This window comes from Acinetobacter puyangensis, from assembly GCF_900096995.1.
Taxonomy (GTDB): Bacteria; Pseudomonadota; Gammaproteobacteria; order Pseudomonadales; family Moraxellaceae; genus Acinetobacter; species Acinetobacter puyangensis.
Genome location: NZ_OANT01000004.1, coordinates 138781 through 163057 on the forward strand (window position 1 = coordinate 138781; position 24277 = coordinate 163057).

The 24277-nt window shown below is 39.9% G+C and carries 22 protein-coding genes; 12 read left to right on the forward strand and 10 right to left on the reverse strand.

Annotated elements, in window-relative coordinates:
- Positions 1-208 precede the first annotated feature (208 nt).
- From rpsI to CRO21_RS09215, 3 genes are all read right to left on the reverse strand, one after another.
- The gene (rpsI, locus tag CRO21_RS09205; protein ID WP_070068517.1) at positions 209-595 is read right to left on the reverse strand and encodes a 30S ribosomal protein S9; all 387 of its coding nucleotides are present in this window, start codon (positions 593-595) and stop codon (positions 209-211) included.
- A gap of 12 nt (positions 596-607) precedes the next feature.
- Positions 608-1036, reverse strand: a complete 429-nt coding sequence (gene rplM / locus CRO21_RS09210) for a 50S ribosomal protein L13 (RefSeq protein ID WP_087621713.1) — start codon at positions 1034-1036, stop codon at positions 608-610.
- Between the two features lie 117 nt (positions 1037-1153).
- The gene (locus CRO21_RS09215) at positions 1154-2182 is read right to left on the reverse strand and encodes an AraC family transcriptional regulator (protein WP_097079023.1); all 1029 of its coding nucleotides are present in this window, start codon (positions 2180-2182) and stop codon (positions 1154-1156) included.
- A gap of 269 nt (positions 2183-2451) precedes the next feature.
- Here CRO21_RS09215 and CRO21_RS09220 point away from each other — a divergent pair, with 269 nt between their 5' ends.
- The 4 genes from CRO21_RS09220 to CRO21_RS09235 all read left to right on the forward strand — a co-directional run bounded on the left by CRO21_RS09220 (position 2452) and on the right by CRO21_RS09235 (position 7503).
- Positions 2452-3567: a CaiB/BaiF CoA transferase family protein gene (locus tag CRO21_RS09220; protein WP_097079024.1), complete on the forward strand. Its 1116-nt coding sequence runs from the start codon at positions 2452-2454 to the stop codon at positions 3565-3567.
- Between the two features lie 234 nt (positions 3568-3801).
- Entirely contained in the window at positions 3802-5190 is a 1389-nt protein-coding gene (locus tag CRO21_RS09225) for an NAD-dependent succinate-semialdehyde dehydrogenase (RefSeq protein ID WP_097079025.1), read from the forward strand.
- Positions 5191-5366: 176 nt separating this feature from the next.
- Positions 5367-7010: a nitrite/sulfite reductase gene (locus CRO21_RS09230; RefSeq protein ID WP_097079026.1), complete on the forward strand. Its 1644-nt coding sequence runs from the start codon at positions 5367-5369 to the stop codon at positions 7008-7010.
- A complete protein-coding gene (locus CRO21_RS09235; RefSeq protein WP_097079027.1) occupies positions 7003-7503 on the forward strand; it encodes a DUF934 domain-containing protein in 501 nt (166 codons plus the stop codon). Before CRO21_RS09230 ends, CRO21_RS09235 begins: the two co-directional genes overlap by 8 nt.
- A 56-nt stretch (positions 7504-7559) precedes the next feature.
- Here CRO21_RS09235 and CRO21_RS09240 read toward each other — a convergent pair whose 3' ends face one another.
- A complete protein-coding gene (locus tag CRO21_RS09240) occupies positions 7560-8735 on the reverse strand; it encodes a thiolase family protein (RefSeq protein WP_097079028.1) in 1176 nt (391 codons plus the stop codon).
- A gap of 151 nt (positions 8736-8886) precedes the next feature.
- Positions 8887-9408, reverse strand: coding sequence for a GspH/FimT family protein (locus tag CRO21_RS09245; protein WP_171294019.1), 522 nt, complete (start codon positions 9406-9408; stop codon positions 8887-8889).
- 349 nt (positions 9409-9757) lie between these two features.
- On the opposite strand from CRO21_RS09245, the gene omp38 reads away from it, so the two are divergent.
- Together omp38 and CRO21_RS09255 are read left to right on the forward strand one after the other, a co-directional pair.
- Entirely contained in the window at positions 9758-10816 is a 1059-nt protein-coding gene (omp38, locus tag CRO21_RS09250; protein ID WP_097079030.1) for an outer membrane protein Omp38, read from the forward strand.
- A gap of 161 nt (positions 10817-10977) precedes the next feature.
- A complete protein-coding gene (locus CRO21_RS09255) occupies positions 10978-12084 on the forward strand; it encodes an OmpA family protein (RefSeq protein ID WP_097079031.1) in 1107 nt (368 codons plus the stop codon).
- A 67-nt stretch (positions 12085-12151) separates the two neighbouring features.
- Here the strand turns inward: CRO21_RS09255 and CRO21_RS17560 are convergent, their stop codons facing one another.
- On the reverse strand, positions 12152-12316 hold the full coding sequence (locus CRO21_RS17560) for a hypothetical protein (protein WP_171294020.1): 165 nt from the start codon (positions 12314-12316) through the stop codon (positions 12152-12154).
- Between the two features lie 4 nt (positions 12317-12320).
- Positions 12321-13526, reverse strand: coding sequence for an RtcB family protein (locus tag CRO21_RS09260; RefSeq protein WP_097079032.1), 1206 nt, complete (start codon positions 13524-13526; stop codon positions 12321-12323).
- Between the two features lie 553 nt (positions 13527-14079).
- Here CRO21_RS09260 and CRO21_RS09265 point away from each other — a divergent pair.
- From CRO21_RS09265 to CRO21_RS09285, 5 genes are all read left to right on the forward strand, one after another.
- Positions 14080-14895, forward strand: coding sequence for a PhzF family phenazine biosynthesis protein (locus CRO21_RS09265; RefSeq protein WP_097079033.1), 816 nt, complete (start codon positions 14080-14082; stop codon positions 14893-14895).
- 114 nt (positions 14896-15009) lie between these two features.
- Positions 15010-16404, forward strand: coding sequence for an FAD-binding oxidoreductase (locus CRO21_RS09270; protein ID WP_097079034.1), 1395 nt, complete (start codon positions 15010-15012; stop codon positions 16402-16404).
- A gap of 34 nt (positions 16405-16438) precedes the next feature.
- A complete protein-coding gene (locus CRO21_RS09275; protein ID WP_097079035.1) occupies positions 16439-17101 on the forward strand; it encodes an alanine:cation symporter family protein in 663 nt (220 codons plus the stop codon).
- 143 nt (positions 17102-17244) lie between these two features.
- Entirely contained in the window at positions 17245-17757 is a 513-nt protein-coding gene (locus CRO21_RS09280; protein ID WP_097079036.1) for an RNA polymerase sigma factor, read from the forward strand.
- Positions 17758-18750 (forward strand): FecR family protein, encoded by a 993-nt coding sequence (locus tag CRO21_RS09285; protein ID WP_097079037.1) that lies wholly within the window; start codon positions 17758-17760, stop codon positions 18748-18750.
- Positions 18751-19074: 324 nt separating this feature from the next.
- On the opposite strand, the gene CRO21_RS09290 is transcribed toward CRO21_RS09285, so the two are convergent.
- Both CRO21_RS09290 and CRO21_RS09295 read right to left on the reverse strand, forming a co-directional pair.
- Positions 19075-19476 (reverse strand): PIN domain-containing protein, encoded by a 402-nt coding sequence (locus CRO21_RS09290; RefSeq protein ID WP_097079038.1) that lies wholly within the window; start codon positions 19474-19476, stop codon positions 19075-19077.
- Positions 19476-19715 carry an antitoxin gene (locus tag CRO21_RS09295; protein ID WP_213064417.1) on the reverse strand — a complete coding sequence of 80 codons (240 nt, stop codon included), beginning with the start codon at positions 19713-19715 and terminating at the stop codon, positions 19476-19478. The genes CRO21_RS09290 and CRO21_RS09295 overlap by 1 nt, the downstream gene beginning before the upstream one ends.
- A gap of 450 nt (positions 19716-20165) precedes the next feature.
- Here CRO21_RS09295 and CRO21_RS09300 point away from each other — a divergent pair, with 450 nt between their 5' ends.
- The gene (locus CRO21_RS09300) at positions 20166-22691 is read left to right on the forward strand and encodes a TonB-dependent siderophore receptor (RefSeq protein WP_097079039.1); all 2526 of its coding nucleotides are present in this window, start codon (positions 20166-20168) and stop codon (positions 22689-22691) included.
- A gap of 59 nt (positions 22692-22750) precedes the next feature.
- Here the strand turns inward: CRO21_RS09300 and CRO21_RS09305 are convergent, their stop codons facing one another.
- Positions 22751-24037: a ribonucleotide-diphosphate reductase subunit beta gene (locus CRO21_RS09305; protein ID WP_097079040.1), complete on the reverse strand. Its 1287-nt coding sequence runs from the start codon at positions 24035-24037 to the stop codon at positions 22751-22753.
- Positions 24038-24277: the final 240 nt, after the last annotated feature.

Sequence of the window (24277 nt, forward strand, 5' to 3'; positions counted from 1 at the left end):
CTGAAATACTTTGTTCCGGTATGAAAGCAGCCGGAATTTTATGGAAACAATGACCTGACAAAGGCGATGCTTTTGTCGGGTCTATTATTGTGATTTACAAGGGATTGCTCAAATATATTTTAACTTAGGAAGATTTATCTATTCATAAAAGACTTTCGTAAAAAAACCTCGGAAAATCCGAGGTTTTTTGTCCAATTCGAAAAACGAATTAACGTTTTGAGAATTGAGGACGTTTACGTGCTTTACGTAAACCAAGTTTCTTACGTTCAACTTCACGTGCATCACGTGTCACGAAACCAGCTTGACGTAGTGCAGGTTTTAACGTTTCGTCAGAAGCGATCAATGCACGAGTAATGCCGTGACGAATCGCACCAGCCTGACCGCCAATACCACCACCTTTAACAGTGATGTAAAGGTCATATTTGCCAGTTGCTTCTAACAATTCAAGTGGTTGACGAACAACCATTTGAGCAGTTTCACGACCGAAATATTCTTCTAAAGTACGGTTATTGATTACCAACTTGCCTGAACCAGGTGATAAGAATACACGTGCAGTTGCGGTCTTACGGCGACCAGTACCATAATTTTGTGCCATGTGCTTTATCCCTTAAATGTCCAAAACTTGTGGCTGTTGTGCAGTATGTGGATGTTCACTACCTGCATACACTTTCATTTTCTTGATCATTGCATAACCAAGAGGACCTTTTGGTAACATACCTTTTACAGCACGTTCTAAAACTTCAGTTGGTTTATGCGCAATCAATTTTTCAAAATTGGTTTCTTTTAAACCGCCTGGGAATTCTGTATGGCGATAATATTTTTTATCAAGTGCTTTTTTACCAGTTACTTGAACTTGTTCAGCATTGATAACGATGATGTAATCACCAGTATCGACATGAGGTGTAAAAGTTGTTTTATGCTTACCACGTAAACGGCGAGCAATTTCAGTCGCTAAACGACCAAGTGTTTTACCTGATGCATCCACAACGTACCAGTCGTGTTGCACCTCAGCAGGCTTTGCACTGAGAGTTTTCATTCACTACTACCTATTATAGTTGGTTTGGAAAATAAAACGTCCAAACGAAAAGGAGCGCAAATTATATTGATTTTTGCAGTAAACATCAAATTATTTTTACGCCCAAAAGACTTTTATTTACAGCACATCATTATGCATGAAGCCACCATGCAATTGACGGTACAGACCCGGTGTGACGCCTGTCCATTTTTTAAAGGCACGATGGAAGGTACTGGTTTCACTAAAACCGACTTGTTGCGCGACATCTTCAAGGGTCAGTTCCGGACGTAATAGCAAGTGAATCGCAGCATCTCGGCGTAAGGAGTCTTTCACACCTTGATAGCTTTTACCTTCAGCAGCAAGACGGCGACGTAATGTTTGCGGCGATAGGTACAACATGGCAGCGACATCATTTAAGGTCGGCATTTCTTCACCAATCTGACTTTTGAGCACGTCACGAATACGATTGGTCAGAGAATTGGTGTTTTTAAATTTCACCAGAAGTTGTGCTGGTGCAGTTTTTAAAAACTCTTCCAGTGTTTCTTCGGTTTGGCGAATTGGCAAATCTAGGTAATCTGCGGCAAAGGTAATTTCTGTGCGATTGGCATTGAATTGCATGACTGGGGCAAAAAATAGGGCATCATATTCATCCGCATGATTGGGACGCCCATAACCAAAATGTACACGTTCCAGTGACAGGCGTCGTTCAATTAACCAAGAAGCCAGACCATGCCAGATCATCAGGATACTTTCGGTAATAAAGTGATCTGGATCACGATCGGAAGGGATTTGTGGAATCAAACGGGCTTCATGTTTGTCACGTTCTAATGTCACGGACCAGTCATCACCAAATAAACGATAAAATTCGGTGGAGCGTTCCAGTGCTTCGCCGAGTGTTTTACAATGAATAATCAGCTGACACATCATTGCAAATGTACCCAATCGACGAGGTTGAGTATCAAAGCCGACATGTTCATCTTGTGTGACCAGCCATAACATTTGTACAAATTTGGTGTACTGGTCGGGAGAGATACGTGCTTTGGGTTGGCGCAGTAATTCTGCCTCAATGCCGACATGGGAGAGCAAAGTATCGACATCCAGACCCATTTGTTTTACACCTGTTAAGGCTGCATTGACAAAATGGATGCTAATCGTATCACGACTCATATAAGTATCTTCCTGTTGAGTACAACTGTTCACTGACACTAAGTTATACCATAATTTTTTATTTTAAGATGATAAATTTTATTACATGCTACGTATAATTATGATTAAATTCATCGGCTTAATTTTATTTTTTAGCCACCTTAACTTTAGTCTAATATGATTTATTTTGGTAGAAAAAATCAATTGGAATGATTGAAAATAATATTGTCGTGACGTTTTTTTATGCGTAGTGTAGAGGCCAACTCTAATATTTTTAAGGAATGATAAATATGGAAGGTGCTTTATTCGGCTTAAAAGTTATTGATTTTTCAACGCTTCTTCCCGGCCCTTTTGCAACCATGATGCTGGCAGATATGGGCGCAGAGGTAATACATATTGAATCACCGACACGTATTGACCTCGTAAGAGTAATGCCACCTTATGCCAATGGACAGGCAACAGCACATAGTTATCTAAATCGTAATAAACAATCTATAGCGATGGATTTAAAAGATCAAAAAAGCATCGAGCGCATCAAGGGAAAGATTCAGGATTTTGATATTTTGCTGGAACAGTTCCGTCCCGGGGTAATGCAGCGCCTCGGTCTGGATTACGAAACATTGTCAAAAATAAATCCTAGACTGATTTATTGTTCGGTGACTGGTTATGGACAAACAGGTGACTATAAAGATCGGGCGGGGCATGATATCAATTATTTGGCTGTATCTGGTATTGCCGGACATTCGGGGAGACAAGCGAGTGGGCCACCACCATTAGGCATTCAAATTGCTGATGTGGCAGGTGGTTCATTACATGCCGTGATTGGCATCTTGGCCGCAGTGATTGAACGACAGCGCAGCGGATTGGGACAATATATTGATATTTCGATGACAGATTGCAGCGTGACCTTAAATAGTATGGCAGGCGCAGCGACTTTGGCAGGGCAACAACTTCAAAGCGCGGAAGGTGCTGTACTAAACGGGGCAAGTTTTTACGATTATTATGTGACAGCTGACCAACAGTATTTATCGATTGGGAGTCTGGAACCCCAATTTATGCTTGGTTTGGCAGAGATTTTACAATTACCGATTTTGGCAGAAAAAGGTGCCTCTCTTTTAGCAGAAGATCAGAAGTGTGTAAAACACGCTTTAACTGAAAAAATTGCCTCCCAGCCTTTGGCACATTGGGTCACATTATTTAAGACATTGGATCTTTGTGTAGAACCGGTATTAAGTTTAGCCGAGGCTTTAAAGTCTGAACTGGCGCAACAAAGACAATGGTTAGTAAATGTGCCTTTGGCAAATGGAGAGCAAACCGAGTCACAACTTGCGCATCCAATTAAATTTTCCCGATCTAAAGCCCGCTATGATTTTGTTGGGCAGCAATTGAATACTGGCACTTGGTAAAGAATGAGAATTATTGTCTATTCTATGATCAAGAAAACCAATAATGACCTTATTTAATAAAAATTACTGGCCGTTTGAAAAGCTTTTTGTTTATGCTTTGTGTGCTTGGATGTGAAAATGTAAAACTGGTTGGAAATTTAATTGAATTTCTCAAATCGTACACTATGTTATTCAACACATACTATAGATTAAACAGCAGACACAAAAATTTGCTGGAAATAGAGGACAATCGTCATGGCATATGTAACTGTAAATCCCTACACTGGAGAAACTTTAAAAACTTTCCCGAATGCAACTGAGCAGGAAGTTAAACAGGCGATTGAGGCTGCCTATGGAACGTTTTTACAATGGCGGGAAACAAGTTTTGCCGAACGTGCTGCAATTTTAAATAAAGCAGCGAATATCTTGCGAAATGAAACAGATAAATATGCAAAATATTTAACCCTTGAAATGGGTAAGTTGTTTACTGAAGCAAAATTGGAAACAATTCTTTCTGCCGAGATTTTAGAATATTATGCAAAAAATGCAGAAAATTTACTGGCTCCGGAAAAATTACCTACCGATGCGCAAGGTGTTGAAGCAGAACTTTATCATGAGCCGCAGGGTGTATTGTTAGCGATTGAACCTTGGAACTTCCCGTTCTATCAAATCGCTCGTATTCTTGCCCCACAATTGTCTGCTGGTAATACGATATTACTTAAACATGCTTCAAATGTACCGCAAAGTGCAAATATTTTTGAGCAGTTGATGCTTGAAGCCGGTTTGCCTAAAGGTGGCTTTAAAAACCTGTATTTAGCCCACGAACATACATCACTTATCTTAAACGATCCACGCGTTTGCGGTGTTGCATTAACAGGATCCGAAGCTGCCGGCGCAATTGTTGCTGCCGAAGCGGGTAAAGCATTGAAGAAATCTACGCTAGAACTGGGCGGCGCGGATGCATTTGTGGTATTGGAAGATGCTGATTTGCAAAAAACAGTAGATTGGGCGGTGATGGGTCGTCATTGGAATGCGGGTCAGGTGTGCGTATCTTCAAAACGATTAATTGTTGTCGATGCCATCTATGACGAATTCCTTGAACTTTACAAAGCGGGCGTTGCAAAATTAAAAGCAGGCGATCCAATGGATCCGGAAACGACACTTGCACCACTTTCTTCTCAAAAAGCAGCTGATGATTTGAGAAAACAGGTTGAAAAAGCTAAAGCGGAAGGGGCAGAAGTTGAAGTGATTGGTGCGCCAGTACCAGAACAAGGTGCATTCTTCCAGCCATTATTGATGACTAATCTGCATGAAAATAATGAAGCACGTTTGTGGGAGTTCTTTGGCCCCGTTACACAGCTTTATCGCGCCAAAGATGAAGCCGATGCGATTCGTATTGCCAATGATACGCCATTTGGTTTGGGTGGTTCTGTTTTCACCCAAGATCATGCGCGTGGTGTAAAAGTTGCAAAACAAATCTATACCGGTATGGTATATGTCAATCATCCAACGATGGTAAAAGCAGATTTACCTTTTGGTGGTGTAAAACATTCAGGTTTTGGTCGTGAATTGATTGGTTTAGGTATCAAAGAGTTTGTAAACCATAAATTAATTGGTGTTGCTGATATCGATGCACCTTTCTAATTCATCCTAAAAAAGCATTCAAAAAAGCTGATTCTAAATGAGTCAGCTTTTTTATTGTCATTTAAAATCTATGCTTATCAATAAAATCGAATTTTATTATACAAAAAAAGCATTTTATTGATGAGCAAAATACCGTTATGCTGCACCTCTTTATCATTATCTACTAGCCTTACGCCATGTATTTATATACCGACTTCGATCAACAGCTTGTCAATGAACGTGTTGCCCAGTTTCGTGATCAAACTGAACGTTATCTAGCGGGTAAACTGACGGAAGATGAATATCGTCCGTTGCGCCTGCAAAATGGATTATATGTTCAACGTTATGCACCAATGCTTCGTATTGCAGTGCCATATGGTTTGATGAACTCCAAACAACTGCGCAAGATTGCTGAAATCAGTCAAAAATATGATCGTGGTTATGCACACGTTTCTACTCGTCAGAATATCCAGTTAAACTGGCCTGCGCTGGAAAGCGTGCCCGATATTCTGGAAGAGCTGGCATCGGTACAAATGCATGCCATTCAGACCTCCGGTAACTGTATTCGTAATACTACAACCGATCAATATGCAGGCGTGATTGCAGGTGAACTTGCTGATCCACGTCCGACTTGTGAATTGATTCGTCAATGGAGTACTTTCCATCCGGAATTTGCATTCTTGCCGCGTAAATTCAAAATCGCCGTATCTGCACTGGAAGAAACCGATCGTGCAGCGACATCTTTTCATGATATCGGTGTGTATATCGTAAAAAATGAAGCAGGTGAGTTAGGCTATAAAATCAAAGTGGGCGGTGGTTTGGGCCGTACCCCGGTGATTGGTACATTCATTCGTGACTTTTTAGCACCTGAAGATTTAATTGGCTATCTGGAAGCAGTTTTACGTGTGTATAACTTGCATGGTCGTCGTGATAATAAATACAAGGCGCGGATTAAAATTCTGGTTAAAGCTTTAACACCACCAGTTTTTGCTGAAAAAGTTGAAGCAGAATTTGCTAAGATTCGTGATCAAAAGAAAGTATCGCCTGACCTGCTACAAAAATTGGATAAAGAATTTTATCCCTTTGATTATCAGGATTATGCAGATGAAGACTTCAGTGAATTATTTGCACAATATCCGAAATTCAAACAGTGGTTTAATGTCAACACCAATGCCCATAAAGTAAAAGGCTATCGCATCGTCACCATCAATCTAAAGCGTGCAGGTATTGCACCGGGTGACATGACCACTGAAGAAATGAACTTTATCGCTGATCTGGCCGATCAATATACCTTTGGTGAGTTACGCACCACCCACGAACAAAATATCGTGCTGGCTGATGTACCACAAAAAGATGTATTTGAACTGTGGCAAAAACTGGATCAGGCAGATATGGCACGTGCGCATATTGGTTTTATTACCGATATCATTTGCTGTCCTGGCGGTGATTATTGTTCACTAGCCAATGCCAAATCTATTCCAATTTCCGAAGCGATTACCCGTCGTTTTGAAGATCTGGATAGCGTATACAATCTGGGTAAACTGGATCTAAATATTTCTGGTTGTATGAATGCCTGTGGTCATCACCATGTGGGGAATATCGGTATTTTAGGTGTGGACAAAAAAGGTGCGGAGTTCTATCAAATTACCCTTGGCGGCAACTCCGATCATGATTCCTCCATTGGCGATATTCTCGGACCATCTTTTGCGGCCGAAGCTGTGCCTGATGTGATTGAAGAAATCTTAAATACTTATCTGGATCTACGCCAAAATGAAGAGCGTTTTCTAGATACCTATCGTCGTATTGGTATTCAACCATTTAAGGAGCGTGCATATGCTTAATTCTGCATTATTTAATTTACAATTAAAAGTGCTCGCCAAAGATGGTCGTATTTTTGAAAATAGCTATCAGGTTATTGGTGAAGATGGTGTGTTGCCACAGGGTGATGTGCTGCTAACAGTTGAGCAGCTTGATCAACTTAGTAATATCAGTGGTAAAAAAGCTTTGTATGTGACGGTTGATGCTTCACCTGAAGATCATCAATTTCCACTTGAACAACTCGACACTATTTTTATTGAATTTGCCGGATTCAATGACGGGCGTGGCTATTCTTTTGCAGCTTTATTACGTCGTCAGGGTTATCAGGGTGAGTTGCGTGCGGTGGGGGATATTTTTAAAGATGTTCTCAATTATTTAAAGCGCAGTGGTTTTGATAGTTTTGTGATTAAAGAAGGCAAAGATATCGAGGAAGCTGCTGCTGGCTTAAATGATTTTACCCAGCCGTATCAGTCATCTACAGCAGTTGCAACTGCACATTATCAAACCGGACGTTAAGCTGGTTAAATTTGAGAATCCCGCAAAATGTTTGCGGGATTTTTTATGAGATAAAATTAAATCAATTCAATGGCAACTGCGGTCGCTTCACCACCACCAATACATAAGCTGGCAACGCCTTTTTTCCCGCCTGTACGTTTAAGTGCATGAATAAGCGATAAAATAATACGGGAACCAGTTGAACCAACGGGATGACCCAAAGCACAGGCACCACCATGAATATTGACTTTTTCTGCATCAAGCTGGAAATCATCAATCGCTGCCATGGTTACCATTGCAAAAGCTTCATTGATTTCCCAAAGATCGACATCTTGTGCTTGCCAGCCAGCTTTCTCTAAAACTTTTTTAATAGCACCCACTGGAGCAATGGTAAATTCAGATGGATGTTGTGAGTTTGATGCTGTTGCAACAATTTTTGCCAGTGGTTTTAAACCACGTTGAGTTGCGATTTCGCTGGAAGTCAGAACAAGTGCAGAAGCACCATCCGAGATTGAGCTGGCATTGGCTGCGGTGATTGTTCCATCTTTTGCAAATGCAGGTTTAAGTGATGGGATCTTATCCAGTTTTGCATTTAGTGGCTGTTCATCTTGGTCAACGACAATGTCACCTTGACGCGATGAAATGGTCACAGGTGTGATCTCATCTTTGAAATATCCCTGATTGATGGCTACTTGTGCACGTTTTAATGAGCGAATCGCAAATTCATCCATTTGCTCACGGCTATAGTTGCGTGTATTTGCCATATCCTGTGCAAAAGAGCCCATTAAACGACCTGTTTCTGCATCTTCTAGACCATCTAAGAACATATGGTCTTTGATTTCGCCATGTCCCATGCGATAGCCAGTACGTGCTTTTGCTAAAATATAAGGTGCATTGCTCATTGATTCCATGCCGCCTGCAACCACAATTTCGGCGCTACCTGCCTTGATCATATCAGCTGCCTGCATTACAGCTTTCATGCCCGAGCCACATAATTTGTTAATCGTTACTGCACCTGTATGATCTGGTAGGCCTGCCAGACGCATTGCCTGACGTGCAGGACCCTGTTTTAAACCAGCAGGTAATACACAGCCCATAATGACTTCTTCGATGTCTGTGGGCTGTAATCCGGCACGGGCAACGGCTTCTTTAATGGTAATCGCACCCAATTCCGGTGCTGTTTTGGCAGATAAAGCACCTTGAAAACCACCCATTGCGGTACGTGCACCATTAATAATTACAATCTCTGTCATGTGTTTTCCTCCGTTGAATGTCAATTTCCATCAAATTCTTTGACTATATCGTCTTTATCTATTTTTGTACAAAACCTAGACTGACTATTCAGTAGATTTTGGGATGTATATGCACTTGAAAATGACCATTTAATTAAGCATAGAGCAATACTCAACATTGATGGGGTTCTATTCTGCTGTGTCCCATCGGGCTGACAACAATCCGACGTGTATTTTCAGACAAATTTGCACAATAATAGAAGGAACCATTAGAGCCTCGTGGTAAACCTGTATCGGGCTGAAAAACAATATTTCCTCCAATCCCAAAACCTTTCCAGTTAAGATTGCCATATTTTAAATCGAAGTGAAGGAATTGATAAATATCTTCATGTGGATCACGAATTCTATTTGAAGTCTTATCATGGAAGACCAATAATCCCATTCCCCAAGCCTGTTCATCACAAGTTATCCCATTATGACTGCCACAAATCGCGATTCTTTTTCGGTGTGAGAATGCATAATCTCGACTTTCTCGGAGAACAGTCTGAATGGTTGTCGATACTTTTTTTGATTCAATAAGTGCAAAAATGGAGGAAAAGTGTGGAGCTGATATTGTAATAATGACCACCAATATTAAAATTGTGATCATTAATTCGATCAAGGTAAAGCCAGATGGCATATGTTTTATGTTCATTCTCATCTTACTTTTTGTTTGAATTTTAGGCTAATATAGTTGAAAATAACAAAAAATTATAGTGACTAGAAACGATTCTGTTTAAAACTATAGAAAAAACTGGAAAATAGCACTACACTGATTTGCATCCAAATAGATTCTGTTCAATTTACTTAAATACAACGGAAATTGTAAACAAATTTGTCAATAATATTGACAAATGAAGGTTGTAAGCTATTGGAAAACATTTTTAATAGCGGTAAAATTAAGAGTAAGTGGCTTAAAATACATAAATCTGTGTATACTATGCGCGCTTATAATAAGTTTTAGGCTTGCGTTAAACAACAAATTGTTAATCTGGAGGAATTCCATGAAAATGAGTCGTATTGCACTTGCAATGTTAGTTGCTGCTCCATTTGCTGCAGCAAATGCTGGTATCACTGTTACCCCTTTGATTCTGGGTTATCACTGGTACCCAGATAGTGCAGATAAAAAGATTTCTGAAACATACACTGGTGTTAAAAATGATGCCACTGATATTAAAGATGATTTAGCTGTTGGTGCTGCAATCGGTGCAGAACTTACCCCATGGTTACAAGCTGAGTTTGAATATCAACAAACTAAAACTGATGCTGAGAATTTGCGTCAGGCTGGTAAAGTTGATGCTAAACATGAAAATGCAAGCTTAAACTTTATTGCTACTAGTGATGTTTTCACTGGTAACTATGACAGCAAAGTAAAACCTTATGCTTTGTTGGGCGGTGGTTGGTCACGTTTGTCTGTTGATGGTGCTGGTGCAACCAAAGATACAATCGGTAACTTAGGTGCTGGTGTATTATGGCAATTAAACGATGCTCTGACATTACGTACAGAAGCTCGTGCAATCCATAACTTTGATAACAACTGGTGGGAAGGCCAAGGCTTGGCAGCTCTTCAAGTTGTACTGGGCGGCCACTTGAAACCAGCTGCACCTGTCGTTGAAGTTGAACCAGTTCAGCCTCCTGTTGAAGTTCAACCTGAACCTGAACAACCAAAAGAAATCACAGAAGATCTTAAACTTGAACTTCGTGTATTCTTTGATACCAACAAATCTAATATCAAAGATCAATACAAACCTGAAATCGCTAAAGTTGCTGAAAAATTGGTTGAATATCCAAATGCAACAGCTCAGATTGATGGTCACACAGATAACACTGGTCCACGTAAGTTAAACGAACGTTTATCTTTAGCGCGTGCTGATTCTGTGAAATCTTCACTTGTGAATGAGTTTGGTATCGATGCAAACCGTTTAAGTACTCAAGGTTTTGCATGGGATCAACCAATTGCTGACAACAACACTAAAGAAGGTCGTGCAATGAACCGTCGTGTGTTCGCTACAATCACTGGTAGCCGCACAGTTCTGGTACAACCAGGTCAAGCAGCTCAATAATAAATTGTTACATTTTATATAAAAAAAGCAGCCTACGGGCTGCTTTTTTTATACCAAACCTTCATATTGTAATTTCTTTCTTCACTCTATAGTTCCCATCAATATAGATAATTCTTTATATCTACAAGCAATTTTTACATGGGTTCTACTGGAGAGATAGAATGAAATTGAATCATATGGCATGTGCTTTGTTGCTTGCTACGCCGTTTACTTTGGCGAATGCTGGTGTCACCGTGACTCCATTAATGTTGGGTTATACTTTTCAAGATACTCAAAATAATAATGGAGGCGACAAGGGTAATCTTAGCGATAGAGCTGAGATTCAGGATGATCTATTTGTTGGTGCAGCGATCGGAGTGGAATTGACACCTTGGTTAGGTTTTGAAGCAGAATATAATCAAGTGAAGGGCGATATCAATGTCGAAGGCAATCGACTAGATGGTGCGCAGTATAAACAGCAACAAATCAACGGTAATTTTTATGTGACTTCGGATTTAATTACCAAAAATTATGACAGTAAATTTAAGCCCTATGTTCTGGTCGGGGCTGGTCATTATAAATATGATTTTAATGATGCGACTGCCGCAGAATTGGGTCGTGCAGGACGTGGTTTGAAAGAAGAAGGGACATTAGGAAATGCAGGTGTGGGCGCATTTTATCGTATCAATGATGCCTTATCTTTACGCACTGAAGCACGTGCCACTTATAATGCTGATGAAGAATTCTGGAATTATACTGCGTTGGCAGGTTTAAATGTGGTATTAGGTGGTCACTTAAAACCAGCAGCGCCAGCAGTTGAAATACAACCAGTTGCAGAACCTGTACCCGTTCCGCCTCCAGCACCACAACCTAGAGTCGAAAGTGAAACCATTAACTTGTCTGCCGATGCTTTATTTAAGTTTAATGGTTCTTCTGTATCGGATCTCTTACCTCAAGGGCAGGATACTTTGAATCGTCTGGTACAATCGGTGACCAATTCCTATGTAACCATTAACAATATTGATATTGTGGGTCATACAGACCGATTAGGTTCGGAAAAATATAACTATGAACTGGGTATGAAACGTGCACAAACGATTCAGTCTTATTTGGCTAGTCACGGTATTAGTACACAAATGAATGTGTCTAGTGCGGGTGAATCGCAACCTGTCACCACCAATTGTACTGGTAGCAAAGCGACCGCAGAACTTAAAGCATGTTTACAGCCGGATCGTCGGGTAACTTTACACATTACAGGGGTTAAAAAAGTAGTGGTTCAACCGCAATAAATCTGTATTTAACTTTAGTGTCTTTATTTAAAGCAGCCCGTGGGCTGCTTTTTTAATGTGAATGAATTTATTCTAACCAATTCGTTTTGCGAAGATCCAACTTTTGTTGTTTACGCACTTTACGATGGACTGCATTGGGTTTTTCTGTTTCATGTATCCCGCCTTTATGGAGTAAGGGGGAGAGTGCAACAGGATTACGCATTTTGATTTTCGGCATTGCTTTGATTTTCATTTGATTATCCTTTAATACACATGACTTGTTTTAACGTATGTACCACTTCAATCAAGTCTGTTTGATTTGCCATTACCTGATCAATGTCTTTATAGGCACCTGGTATTTCATCCACCACAGCTTTGTCTTTTCGACATTCAATGCCTTGTGTTTGTTCAATCAAATCTTGTTGATTAAACAATAATTTGGCTTTACTGCGGCTCATTTTTCTTCCTGCGCCATGAGAACAGGAACAAAATGATTCTGGGTTGCCTTTACCTTTAACGATAAAGGATTTTGCGCCCATCGAACCGGGGATAATGCCGTATTCATTTTGTCCCGCTCGGATTGCCCCTTTACGCGTGACAAAAACCTCCTCATTAAAATGCAGTTCTTTTTGCACGTAATTGTGATGACAGTTAATCGCTTCTTTGGTCATCTGGAAGCTTGGTAGTAATGGCCGAATCGCTTCTAAAATCAGACGCATCATTTCACGACGATTTTCAAAGGCATAATCCTGTGCCCAATGTACTGCTTCGACATAATCATCAAAACTTGACGAACCTTCGGCAAAGTAAGATAAATCTTTATCGGGTACATGACCAAAACGATGTTGCGCTTCTTTTTTGGCCCGTTCGATAAAATATGTTCCAATCACATTGCCTAAACCTCGACTACCCGAATGCAGCATGATCCAAACATCGGTATTTTCATCGATACACAGCTCGATAAAGTGGTTACCGCCACCTAAAGTACCAATTTGTTTTTGCCAGGTGACATCAAAACTTCTTAACATTCTGCGTAGGGCAGGATGCTTGTCGGTGATGACCTTGAGCCGTTTGTCCAGTGGTGACAGTGTCGAGGCTTTGGCTTTGGTCTGTTTGTGCATTTCAAAACCGACCGGGACTTTGCGTTCAATGGCATTGCGTAAAGCACTTAAGTTATCGGGTAACTGTGATGCGGTTAAACTCAACCGCAAGGCATTCATACCACAGCCAATATCAACTCCCACTGCCGCGGGGATAATAGCGTTTTTGGTCGGAATCACACTGCCAACGGTTGCACCTTTCCCTAAATGTACATCTGGCATCACTGCAATATGAGAATGAATAAATTGCAGCTGTGCCATTTTGCGCAGCTGATTCATGCTGTCCTCATCTATATCATGTGTATAGATTTTGACGGGGACACCATAATCAGCTTTGGCATTTAAAATTTTTTGTATGGCCATAATATTTCTCTGATCAAATTTATTTTTGTCCGAATTTAAGGCTTGTTGAGATTTGATCTTTGCAATGAAAAATGAGAAAAATTATGGCTTAGACAAGGCAACCAGTGAAGCCAATATGAGCATATTGGCAAGCTGGTTAACGCAGTATAAGTCTAATTTAGCCATTTTCCATGCAAAAATAGAACCTAAAATTCTTTACTTGCGGCTTACATTTAATATGTGATTAATTCTCAACAAGCCCTAGGTTTCTTGTCTTTATTCTGGATCAAATAGACATAAAAAAACCTAGCGAATGCTAGGCTTGAATCTTGGCATTCGGACATATGATGGATACAACATATGTCCGTGAGCTGACGTATGCTGAATCAGGTTAAGTTGTTCTCTATAGATAAAAGCATAACGTCCTCCTCTAAAATATCTGGTGGCTAAAAATAGCGTGCGGCGTGATTGTAGAGTAAAAAATATTCTTGTCAAGACCTGACTGCCAACTTTTTCTTTTGTCAAAAAGGCGCAGATGTTAATCTTGAATAAGAAAATTTTAAAGAGAATTATCATGAAAATGTATCAGGTCGATGCCTTTAGCCAGCAATTATTTCAGGGCAATCCGGCAGCTGTGATTGTGTTGGAGGACTGGCTGGATGATCAATTGATGCAGAAAATTGCCTTGGAAAACAACCTATCAGAAACGGCATTTGTTAAAATTCTGGATCTCGATCAATACGAAATTCGCTGGTTTACCCCATTGGCAGAGGTAGATTTTTGTGGACATGCCACATTAGCCAGTGCATTCGTGTTATTTAAGGATTTCACCGAGCAACAAACCATTTATTTTCATGTGAAAAAATTAGGAATCTTTATTGTCAATCAGGCTGCTGATGGTAAAATTCAGATGAATTTTCCAATACGCCGTGCAGAGCCGATAGAAGATTATCCATCTATTTTACGTGATGCACTGCGCAAGCCATTTAAGGCAGTTTATCTCAATGCACAGGCTTATATCATTGAATATCAATCTGTTCAGGACGTTTTAGATGAAACACCGGATTTTGCAAAATTGGTAGAACTGGGAAATTTACGTACTGTAATTACCAGTGATAATCGAGATGTGGCAATAACCGCGACAGATGAAAAATATGATTGCGTTTCCCGTTATTTTGCGCCGGCAATGGGGATTAATGAAGATCCGGTGACAGGTTCGATTCATACGGCAATTGCACCTTTGTGGGCAGAAAAAATGGGAAAATCAGAATTGATTGCCTATCAGGCATCACAACGTGGAGGTACGCTGTATTGTAAAATTTTGGATCAAGAGCGTATTGAAATTTCGGGTTATGCACGCCTGTTTTTGGTGGCACAACTCTTTGTTTAATTAAAATTATTTTTAGAGAAAATAGCTTTATTTTTCTTATAAATTGGAAATTTCTAAGATTGGCCCAATACTATCAGCAGAAATATATTTTCAAGTGGTAAAAGGATCAATTATATGAGTACCCAGCATCAAGCCATTGCACGTTGCCGTGAATTTTTGGCTGATCATCAAATTGCGATGGGTGAAGCAATTAATATTCGACATTATACCGATTGGAGTAACTACAAGCATATTCAGCCTTTTGCTGTAGTGTTCCCGAAAACAACGGAACAAGTCTCGAAAATTCTTGCCATTTGTAATGAATTAAAGCAGCCAATTGTGCCGCAAGGTGGCATGACTGGGGTTGCTGGTGCTGGTATCGCCGAAGCCAATGAAATCGTGATCGCACTGGACAAAATGAATCAAATTGAAGAAATTGATCCCTATGCCTCAACCATGACTGTAGAAGCCGGCTTAACCCTAGAAGAAGCGCAGAATGCAGCACGGGCAGCGGATTTGTATTTTCCGGTCGATGTTGGTGGTCGTGGTTCTTGCCAGATTGGCGGAAATATTGCGACCAATGCCGGTGGTCTTTCGGTGATTCGCTATGGCATGATGCGTGATCACGTCTTGGGCATGGAAGTGGTCTTGGCCGATGGTCGTGTTTTAAATCTGATGAATAAAATGATTAAAAACAATGCCGGTTATGATCTAAAACAAAACTTTATTGGTGCAGAAGGTACACTGGGTATTGTGACACGAGCTGTACTAAAACTTTCGCCACAGCCCAAAGAGCTGACCACATGCTTATGTGCATTTCCGGATTATTTGTCCGCTGTAAAATTATTAAGACATTTGCAAAAACGCTTAACCACACCCAATGCATTTGAAGTGATGTGGGATGAGTATTATCAACTCAGTCTTTCTTGGATGCAAAATCATGCCAATCCTTTGAGCCAGCATTATCCGATTTATGCGGTATTTGATGTAGAAGGCAGTGCTGAAGATCTAGAAAATATTTTGGCGGAATTATTTGAAACCGGCGAAATTCTCGATGCTGTGATTGCGCAAACGCAGGCACAAGCGCATCAGTTATGGTTGATCCGTGAAACAGTGCCTGCCGAAATTTCTAGTACTGGTCGACCATTGTGTTTTGATGTGAGTATGCCGATTGGTCAATTGGGTGAGTTTAAGGCGATTTGTCAGGATCGCATTGCAAAACAATATCCGCAACTGGCGAGTTTATTCTTTGGCCATATTGGCGATAGTAATATGCACATTATTCTCGATTTAAAAGATCAGGAAGAACAGGTTATTGATGACTTGATTCATGGTCTTGATGAAATTGTTTATGATGTGGTACGTCAATTTAAGGGGTCTATTTCGGCAGAGCACGGCATTGGCTTATTAAAACGGGATTATTTGCATTACTCTGTCGATGAAAATGCATTAAATGTGATGAAGCAGTTAAAACAGTTATTTGATCCTAATGGTATTTTAAATCCGCATAAAGTGTTTAAATCAATTTAAACGATTATTTTAACATTATAATTTTCAGGGAGATTTGACTCTCCCTGAATACGTTAATCCATTGGCTTTGATCATTAGCAGTGCATTTACCCCTGATGCTGCCTTTGGTGGTTTTATTGGTGCATTAATGCAAGGGTTAAAGCGTGCCTCATTTTCGAATGAAGCCGGTTTTGGTTCTGCACCGATTGCCCATGCTGCGGTAAAAACCAAAGAGCCAGCCACCGAAGGTTTGGTTGCTTTACTTGAGCCATTTTTTGATACCGTGATACTCAATACCATTACTGCATTGGTTGTTGTGGTAACAGGATCCTATTTACTTAAGGAATATTCTGGCGTATTAATTACCACCCATGCATTTAATTCTGTATTACCCGGTTTTGATATTGTCCTCACCATTTCCATTGTATTGTTTGCTTTTACCACCATGTTAACCTGGTCTTATTATGGTCTAAAAGGCTGGCAATATCTGTTTGGTAATCGTGGTGCAACAGCCTATAAGTTTGTGTTTTGCGCTGTGAGTATTCTTGCGGCAACCATGAGCTTAGGTTCAGTTATCGACTTGGCAGATGCATTGGTATTTGTTCTTGCGTTCTTTAACGTGCTTGGTCTGTATTTCCTATTGCCGATTGTAAAAAAAGAAGTCAATGGCTTTTTGGCAAAAGTGAAGTCAGGTGAAATTAAACCGAATGAAGACTAATGAAGTAAAATCAAAATTTAGTTCGGCCTTTCGTCAATGAAAGGCTTTTTTTATGATCTTTTTAAATAATAATAGAAAGCATTATCAATTACAGGTATTATATGGCGACTTTATTTGTATATTAAACTTAATTTGGTAATGCCATGGGTTTTTCATCTGATCCAATAAATGAAAGTTTTTCCAGAATTTATACTGAAAACTACCACTGGCTAAGTCAATGGTTAAGCCGCCAATTAAAAAATAAAGCTAATCTGGAAGATATTGTACAGGATACTTTTTTAAAATTATTTACTGCCAAAACTGCACATTTAATCAAGGAACCTCGAGCTTATCTGGCAACCACTGCGCGTTGTATTTTCATTGATCAGGTGCGACATCAGGTTGTTGAAAAAAGGTATCTGGAATATCTGGAACAAAATGAACAGGAATTACAAGTTTCACCTGAGCAAAAAGTGATGATGCTTGAACTGTTGCATCGTATGACACTTGCGGTTAGTGATTTGCCGGAACGGCAGAGATTATGTTTATTAATGTATTATCTAGAAGGATTAGCACAGGAAAAAATTGCAGAGCAATTAAATGTCTCCAGACGTACAGTACAACTTGATCTGGTCAAGGCGATGGTCTATTGCCATCAATGGATGCAACAGCATTAAATGCAGCATTCCAACCAGCAGCATTCGAGCACTTCATCAGATACAGAATTGATGGAGCAGGTGGCTGAATGGTTATTAAAAATAGACAGTGCCGAATGCACTGAACAGGATCGCAAGGATTTTCAACATTGGCAGCAACAGAATCCCAAGCATGCCGAAATGGTGCAGCAAATGCAGGCCACTTTTCAGCAATTTAATCCACTTAGACAACAGGCACTTTCGCATCAAATTGTTGAGAAGGCAGTCCAACAAACCAGAGAAGATGAGGTCTTTAAACCTTATAAATTATTATCGATTATTTTTCTGGTATGTTTGCTTGGCTCGTTCTGGTATGTATCATTCACCCAGCATTGGTTTGCCGATCAACGCAATGATTATATGAGCTGGAGTGAACAGGTTTTACCAGATCAATCTGAGATTCGGATCAGTGGACAGACTGCCTATAATATTAAATATAATCAACAGCAGCGTTTAATTGAATTGCTGGACGGTAATATTCTGGTAGATGTAGCGAAAGACAGTACACGACCATTTATGATTGACACCCGTTTTGCCAGAATTCGGGCGTTAGGGACACGGTTTATTGTCCAGCATCATGATCGCGCAACGATTTTGACCATGTTGCATTCCAGTACAGAAGTAACTGCAACCCTAGCCAATGGACAGCTGCAACGACAAAAGGTGCATGCAGGACAACAGGTCATGATTGACGCACAGGGTATTCATGCCGTGCGTGATATTTCAATAGAAATGGCTGAAACTGCATGGCAAAAACATATGCTTGCCATTGATCTGATGCCATTGGATCAGCTTCTGGCAATTTTACAGAGTTATGATGATCGACATTTTAAATATGATGCACGGGCATTAAATGACATTGAAGTAACGGCGATGTTGCCACTCGATGGCAGTGGACTAGACCTATTACAACAGAGTCTGGCAATTACTGTAAGGCAAGATGTATGGGGACGTACCATTATCTCGAAAAAATAAATTGATAAAATATAATTCTGTACACGACAAAATTTTTTGATTTATAGAGAAATCCTTGGTTGCGTAGTGATGCTATAGCAAAACTCAAAATATAGACTACACTTTTTAAGTGTTGTCATAAGGGCTTATGCAATAAGCCCCTACAAATCAATAGCCCCTACGAATCAATAGGATATGTGGGTAGGGTGAGAGGCATTGCCTCGCAAGGGCGTTCGCCCAATTTAAAGATTTAAAAAAGATGATGTGGGTAAAGGTCAGCTTGGTCAAGCCGAGCATGACTGTATTATTTTGATCTCCTCTTATGTTTACTCCACAGTTTTCAATTTAAAACCAGTTTTCAATACGTAAATCAGTAACTTTAGAAAACTCTTTTACATTGTTGGTTACAATACAAAGATCTAAGGAGCGGGCATGTGCCGCAATCCATAAATCATTGGCACCAATGAGTTCACCTTTTTGAGTAAGCTCAGTACGAATATCGGCATAATGAAAAGCAAGATTGTGATTAAAATCGATAAAATTCAACTCATGAATCAATGCTTCAACACGCTGAGTTAATGGTGTAGAGTTTTTAAGTCTTGCACCAAAACGCAATTCTGCCTTGACCACCCAGTTAATGGCAGTGAAATGCGTACCAATATGAAACAGTTTTTGAGCAACTTTAGCTTGAGGATTTTTGATCAATTCGGAGCAAATATTGGTATCCAGTAAATAGCGAAAATCCATTAGTCGAAAATTCCTTTTGTCGTAAAAGGTAAATCTTCAATTTCTGGAAAGTCTTCATTCAATGGTTGCCAGCTTTGCAGTAATTGCTCAAGACCTGCTTTTGGTTGTACTGCTTCGATGATAAGTTTGTTTCCCTCTCGGTACAGGCGAACTTGCTCACTGTCAAACGCCATTTCTTTGGGAATGCGTACAGCTTGATTACTACCATTTTTGAAAAGGCGGGTTACTTTACTGTTCACTGGCGTACCTCACAAAAAGTATATGTTTTTAGTATAGGCTTAATCAAAAAATAGAACAAATGCAAAAGGTAATTGAATGGTTAAGGTTGTCATGATACACCTATTAATTTTGGCATTTGTCAAACGATCACAACATTCATTTTGGATGAAGTGAACAGGAGAATTAGCATTTATATAAACTAATTAATTGAATTTTATAGTAATAAAAAAATTTTTCTAAAACTTAGCTTATCAAATGAGTGATTAGCTTTAGGGATATATTTCTCATATGCAACGATGGATTTAAATAAATAGATAAATCATATTGTTAGATTACTTTTGCACTGAATAGATAAAAAAATTAAAAATATTTTGCATTTTGATTGCGCAGTTTGGATTTTCATCCGACCTATATATGAATAAACAGGTCAATACACAGTATTGGGATTTTACTTTTTACGGGGAAATGTGATGAAAAAGCCTCCATATTTAAAACAAACATTGGTAAAACCTTTAGTCCTTTCAATTCATTTGGCCATGACGACCGGCTTGGTGTTTTTCAGTCAGAGTGCAATCGCTGCTGATACGGTGCAAACCCGCAATTATGCAATTGCCACAAATTCGCTGAATCTGGTGTTAAACCAATTTGCTGCGCAGTCAGACGTTGCAATTGCGATGGATGCGAAACAACTGGCAACTATTCGCAGTGAAGGACTGAACGGAAACTATTCCATTGCCGATGGATTTGCCAGAATTTTGCAAAATACCAATTTCCAAGCACAAAAAAGTACCACAGGCTATGTAATTGTTGAAAAAGCGATACCACAAGTTCGGGATATGGGGCAGTTAAATCCGATTGATGTCACTGCAATAGGCAAAACAAGATCAAATGATCGCGTGGCACAGTTACCTGTAATTACGGTAAATGCCGATCAAAATACTACAGAAGGAACAGGTTCTTACACTACAGGTAAAATGCAGACCGCAACCAAACTGAATTTATCTATGAAAGAAACGCCACAATCAGTGAGTATTCTAACCCGTTCGCAAATTGACGATTTAGGTTTAACCACCTTGGATGATGCCGTGCAGAATGTTACTGGTTTGGTGATGCAAAAAGGATATTACCAAGGTGAGTCGGGTAGTTTTAGTGCCCGTGGTTTTGCCATTTCCAATATCAATGTCGATGGGTTAACACTGGATACAGGAGCAAATGGCACTTTTAATGCTGACAATGACTCTCTGGATATTTATGATCGTATCGAGGTAGTACGTGGTGCAACTGGGCTTATCACAGGTTCGGGAACACCATCGGCAACCATTAATATGGTACGTAAACGCCCAACAACAGAAACACAGGGTACAGTGTCTTTAAGTGCAGGAAGCTGGAATAACTACCGTGCCAGTGTAGATATTGGTGGTGCATTAAATGCGGATAAAACCATTCGTGCCAGAACAGTAATTGCTGCACAGGATAGCGATCAGTTTTATGATAATGCCGATGCGCGAAATTATCAGCTCTATGGAATAATTGAAACGGATCTTTTGCCAAATTTATTGGCAACATTGGGTATTCACTATCGTAAAGTGGACAATAATGGTGGAACACAAGGTCTTCCAAACCATGTTGATGGCAGTTTTTTTAATATTAGTCGAAAAACCAATTTATCCAATGATTTTGATTTCTGGAAGCAAGAAGATTTAACCATCTTTTCTGATCTGACTTATACTTTCGCCAATGACTGGAAACTAAAATTTTCAGGTAATTGGAAGCGACCTGAACAGGATATTTTATTTTCAACTCAAACCGGCAGTGGCAGCTTGTATTCCAACAATCCAGTTGATGGCAGCCCATTTTATCAAAGCACCCAACACTATAAATTAGATAATAAAGCAGACAGTTATGAACTGACTTTAAATGGCGACTATACTTTATTTAACAAGACACATGAATTGATTCTGGGTGCAAACTCTCGGGAGCGGTATAATAAGAACTGGGGTGGCTGGTCTGCGGATAGCTGGACCACAAATGCACCGGTTGTAAATCCTTATCATTGGGATTCCTCAAGTATTAGCAGACCTGATATTGATATGACCCGATGGAATATTAAGACTAAAACCAAACAAACCGGTTTATATGCTGCAACGCGTCTATCTGTGAGCGATAGCTTAAAATTTATTTTGGGTTCACGCTTTAACTGGTATGAAAGTGACAACTTAATCGCCAATACCAGTTACGATGAAAAAGGTGAAATGACCCCTTATGCCGGCGTCGTTTTTGATTTAAATCCACAGCATTCACTCTATGCCAGCTGGACAGAAATTTTTGAACCACAAAGTGATATTGATCTTAATGGAAATCAACTTAAGCCGATTACCGGTACAAATTATGAATTGGGATTAAAAGGCGAATATTTTGATGGTCGATTAAATACAAGTTTGGCAACTTTTTTAATAGAACAGCAAAATCGTGCAGTCGATGATTTATCTAGCCTCAATCCATGTCCGGGCAGTGCCTATGGTTATTGTAAACGTGCTTCTGGTGAAGTTGAAAGTAAAGGCTTTGAAACAGAAATTAGTGGCGCATTGACAGATCACTGGCAACTGACTGCGGGTTATACTTATGTAAAAACCAAATATACCAAAGATGTTGATACAAATATAATTGGTACAATTTTTAATCCAAGTTTGCCTCGCCAACAATTTAAACTTTCAACCAGTTATCGGTTGCCGGCACAATGGGAAAAATGGCGTATAGGTGGTAGTGTTTATGCACAAACTGCAACACAAGCCACCGATAATGAACTGATTAAACAAGGTGGTTATACCTTGTTATCATTAAACGGTTCCTATCAGGTTAATCCCAATGTTAATGTACAGTTGAATATTAATAATCTATTTGATAAAACTTATTATACTGGTTTGGGGTATGGAAGTGCTGGCACAACCTATGGAACACCTCGTAATATTGTTGCGACGTTAAAGTATAGGTTTTAATACGACAGGACATAAAAAATGCCGACTATATTGTCGGCATTTCTATGTTTTTCAATAATTTACCAGCTCAACGCCCCACCAGTTTGATAATCAGTCACGCGGGTTTCAAAGAAGTTTTTCTCTTTGCGCAAGTCCATCATTTCCGACATCCATTGGAATGGATTGTTCACACCCGGATATTGTTCCGGTAAACCAAGTTGTACCAAACGGCGGTTACAGATAAATTTCAGATATTCTTCCATCATGCTGGCATTCATACCCAATACACCACGTGGCATCGTGTCACGCGCATATTCGATTTCCAGCAGCGTACCTTCAAGGATCATCTGAATCACTTCTTCTTGGAACTCTTTGGTCCATAGGTGTGGATTTTCGATTTTGATCTGGTTAATCATATCGATACCAAAGTTCACATGCATCGATTCATCACGCAAGATGTACTGGAATTGCTCGGCAACACCATTCATTTTGTTACGGCGGCCCATACTCAAGATCTGGCTAAAACCGCAATAGAAGAAGATCCCTTCAAGTACACAATAGAACGCGATCATATTGCGCAGCAGATCCTGATCTGTTTCTGGCGTACCGGTACGGAAACTTGGATCACCCAAAGATTGAGTGTATTTTAAACCCCATGCTGCTTTACGTGCAACAGATGGAATCTCACGATACATGTTGAAGATTTCGCCTTCATCCATACTTAATGATTCAATACAATATTGATAAGCATGGGTATGGATAGCTTCTTCAAAGGCCTGACGTAAAATGTACTGACGACATTCAGGGTTGGTAATCAGGCGATAAATTGCCAGTACCAGATTATTTGCCACCAGTGAATCGGCAGTGGAGAAGAAACCAAGTGAACGTTTAATAATGGTACGCTCATCTTCGGTTAAACCATTTTCAGATTTCCACAAGGCGATGTCATGGTTCATGTTGACTTCTTGTGGCATCCAGTGATTGGCACACCCATCCAGATATTTTTGCCAAGCCCATTCATATTTAAATGGTACAAGTTGGTTAAGGTCGGCACGGCAGTTGATCATGGCTTTATCATCCACCTCAACACGACCAGCACCCATTTCCAGTTCTTCAAGACCTGGCGCAATATCAAGTGCTTCTAGAGATTTAGATGCTCGAACCAACGGATCGGTTGAATCTGTGGTTCTTCCAGCAGCAGATGGTTGATTGGATTGTGTAGCAGCCACGCTCTGCGGTGTTGGCTGTGCATCAGATACCACTTGCGACACAGGCGCTTTTTGCGGTGCGACGGGCGCAGGTTGGGCTGTCTTAGTCGCAGATTTTTGCGAATCATCGTCAAAATCGTCCCAGCTTAGGATTGACATATCATACTCTCTTTAGGCTAATTTATTAATATCTGTATGACATCTTTGATGTTCAGATGCCGTAACTTTAAGCTTAAATGGATATAAGCAAAATTAAGTACTGTCGATATCTGTTTTTAAAAACGCGGTATGGTTCAGATATCCCCATAACTTATTTTGATTACATGTGTGTTTGTCATGTTCTATCGGCAAATATCAGTACCTGACTGATTTTTACAATGTATGCTTTTCAAAAACCTT

Excerpts from the sequence above, each read along its gene's own strand:
- rpsI (WP_070068517.1), bottom strand. The coding sequence starts at position 595 with ATGGCACAAAATTATGGTACTGGTCGCCGTAAGACCGCAACTGCACGT.
- rplM (WP_087621713.1), bottom strand. The coding sequence starts at position 1,036 with ATGAAAACTCTCAGTGCAAAGCCTGCTGAGGTGCAACACGACTGGTAC.
- CRO21_RS09215 (WP_097079023.1), bottom strand. The coding sequence starts at position 2,182 with ATGAGTCGTGATACGATTAGCATCCATTTTGTCAATGCAGCCTTAACA.
- CRO21_RS09220 (WP_097079024.1), top strand. The coding sequence starts at position 2,452 with ATGGAAGGTGCTTTATTCGGCTTAAAAGTTATTGATTTTTCAACGCTT.
- CRO21_RS09225 (WP_097079025.1), top strand. The coding sequence starts at position 3,802 with ATGGCATATGTAACTGTAAATCCCTACACTGGAGAAACTTTAAAAACT.
- CRO21_RS09230 (WP_097079026.1), top strand. The coding sequence starts at position 5,367 with ATGTATTTATATACCGACTTCGATCAACAGCTTGTCAATGAACGTGTT.
- CRO21_RS09235 (WP_097079027.1), top strand. The coding sequence starts at position 7,003 with ATGCTTAATTCTGCATTATTTAATTTACAATTAAAAGTGCTCGCCAAA.
- CRO21_RS09240 (WP_097079028.1), bottom strand. The coding sequence starts at position 8,735 with ATGACAGAGATTGTAATTATTAATGGTGCACGTACCGCAATGGGTGGT.
- CRO21_RS09245 (WP_171294019.1), bottom strand. The coding sequence starts at position 9,408 with ATGAACATAAAACATATGCCATCTGGCTTTACCTTGATCGAATTAATG.
- omp38 (WP_097079030.1), top strand. The coding sequence starts at position 9,758 with ATGAAAATGAGTCGTATTGCACTTGCAATGTTAGTTGCTGCTCCATTT.
- CRO21_RS09255 (WP_097079031.1), top strand. The coding sequence starts at position 10,978 with ATGAAATTGAATCATATGGCATGTGCTTTGTTGCTTGCTACGCCGTTT.
- CRO21_RS17560 (WP_171294020.1), bottom strand. The coding sequence starts at position 12,316 with ATGAAAATCAAAGCAATGCCGAAAATCAAAATGCGTAATCCTGTTGCA.
- CRO21_RS09260 (WP_097079032.1), bottom strand. The coding sequence starts at position 13,526 with ATGGCCATACAAAAAATTTTAAATGCCAAAGCTGATTATGGTGTCCCC.
- CRO21_RS09265 (WP_097079033.1), top strand. The coding sequence starts at position 14,080 with ATGAAAATGTATCAGGTCGATGCCTTTAGCCAGCAATTATTTCAGGGC.
- CRO21_RS09270 (WP_097079034.1), top strand. The coding sequence starts at position 15,010 with ATGAGTACCCAGCATCAAGCCATTGCACGTTGCCGTGAATTTTTGGCT.
- CRO21_RS09280 (WP_097079036.1), top strand. The coding sequence starts at position 17,245 with ATGGGTTTTTCATCTGATCCAATAAATGAAAGTTTTTCCAGAATTTAT.
- CRO21_RS09285 (WP_097079037.1), top strand. The coding sequence starts at position 17,758 with ATGCAGCATTCCAACCAGCAGCATTCGAGCACTTCATCAGATACAGAA.
- CRO21_RS09290 (WP_097079038.1), bottom strand. The coding sequence starts at position 19,476 with ATGGATTTTCGCTATTTACTGGATACCAATATTTGCTCCGAATTGATC.
- CRO21_RS09300 (WP_097079039.1), top strand. The coding sequence starts at position 20,166 with ATGAAAAAGCCTCCATATTTAAAACAAACATTGGTAAAACCTTTAGTC.
- CRO21_RS09305 (WP_097079040.1), bottom strand. The coding sequence starts at position 24,037 with ATGTCAATCCTAAGCTGGGACGATTTTGACGATGATTCGCAAAAATCT.